Here is a 1619-nt window from a genome sequence, read left to right as displayed (position 1 = left end):
CGTCCTGAGCCAGGATCAAACTCTCCGTAAATGAACAACGCCCACCACCAAGCACAGCCCGGCAGTGAACAATCCATACGAAGCGAACCCAACCGGGTTCACAAAACTGGCATCAACACGAAAGATGACATCATCTTCCGAAATCAACCAAAGGAATCCCAGACACAACCAACCACCCCACCCGACGGGCGAAGACGATCAGCCATGCCACAGGGACAAAAAATTGGCATTGACTAACAAGCACACTGTTGAGTTCTCAAACAACCGACACACACCAACTCAGCACCACCCGACCGGGCGGAACCTCGCTTGGGGCAACCCTTCAACCTTACCAGGTCTTCCCCGGCTCCTCAACCCCGGCTGTTCGCCGTGGTCCAGTCACCGTGGTCTTCCTCGTCGCGGGCAGGAGAACATCCTACGCCATGCGGTGGAAGGGTTTCGACCCCGGGACCAGCCACCCTCGATCGTTCGAGGCGGTGTCTGTTCCTCCCTGTCGGGCCGACATCCAGAACATTACGCGGCCCGTCGCGCCAGGGTCAAGCCGGGCCCGGGTGACCCGGCACACAGGCCGCCGGGCGTCCGCACGCGGTCCCTCCCCAGGTCCGGGAGGCTCGGGCCTCCCTCGCTCCTCGGGCAGGAGACGCCACGACAGGTCCCGGCCCGTCACGACGGCCGCGCCGCCCGCAGCACCACGCGGTCCCCCGGCCGGAGCTGCGCCGCCCGGTCGACGTCGTCGGGACGCAGCACCCCGATGACCGGGTAGCCCCCGGTGACCGGGCGGTCCGCGAGGAAGACGACCGGCCGGCCGTCGGGCGGGACCTGCACCGCTCCGCGGACGAGGCCCTCGGAGGGCAGCTCGCCCGAGCGACGCGGGACCGCCTGCCCGTCCAGCCGGATCGCGACCCTGTCGCTGTCCGCGCTCACGGTCCGCAGAGCTCGCAACGCCTGCCACGCGCCCGGGAGGAACCAGTCGGCACGCGGTCCGGGCAGGATCTCGAGCACCGCGCCCGCCCGCTCGCCGGGGCGCAGCTCCCCGGGGACGTGGCGCACGGGTGCGACGCCGGGGGCGGCCCAGCGACCGGCCACCGGGGCCCCGACCGTCAGCTCGTCCCCCGGCCGCAGCGGCGCAGGTCCGATCCCCGCGAGGGTGTCGCGCGACCGCGATCCGAGGACGGCGCCCGGGGTGACGCCGCCCCGCACAGCGACGTAGGTCCGCAGCCCCCGCGTCGCGATCCCGAGCCGCAGCACGCCACCGGTCGGCACCGGGACGGGTGCGTTCATGCCCACGGGCATCCCGTCGACGGTCGCGGGCACCGCTGCCCCGGTGAGCGCGACCACCGCGCGCTCCCGGAACCGGAGCGCGAGCCCGCCGAGGGCGACCTCGAGGGTCGCGGCGCTCGCCGGGTTGCCGACGAGCCGGTTCGCGAGCGCGTGGGACGTCCGGTCGGCGGCCCCCGACGGCCCGACGCCGATCGCCGCGAGACCGGGGCGACCCTCGTCCTCGACGAGCACGAGCGGGCCCGTCGCGAGCACCTCGACGGCGGTCGTCGTCCCGGAGCCCGCACTCGCGCGCCACCCTTCGGGGCCCTCCCCCGGCTCCCGGCCCACGGGGCCCTCCC

General features: G+C 72.5%; 1 protein-coding gene. It reads right to left on the bottom strand.

All coding sequences use genetic code 11. The features are described from left to right. Positions 1 to 663: 663 nt before the first annotated feature. Positions 664 to 1619, bottom strand: a 956-nt coding sequence (locus A0J59_RS21015) for a biotin-dependent carboxyltransferase family protein (protein ID WP_369799807.1), incomplete at its 5' end; no start/stop codon positions are given.

Source organism: Cellulosimicrobium sp. I38E, from assembly GCF_001647255.1.
In the GTDB taxonomy this organism is placed as follows: domain Bacteria; phylum Actinomycetota; class Actinomycetes; order Actinomycetales; family Cellulomonadaceae; genus Cellulosimicrobium; species Cellulosimicrobium cellulans_E.
This window is presented reverse-complemented; position numbering and strand designations above follow the sequence as displayed.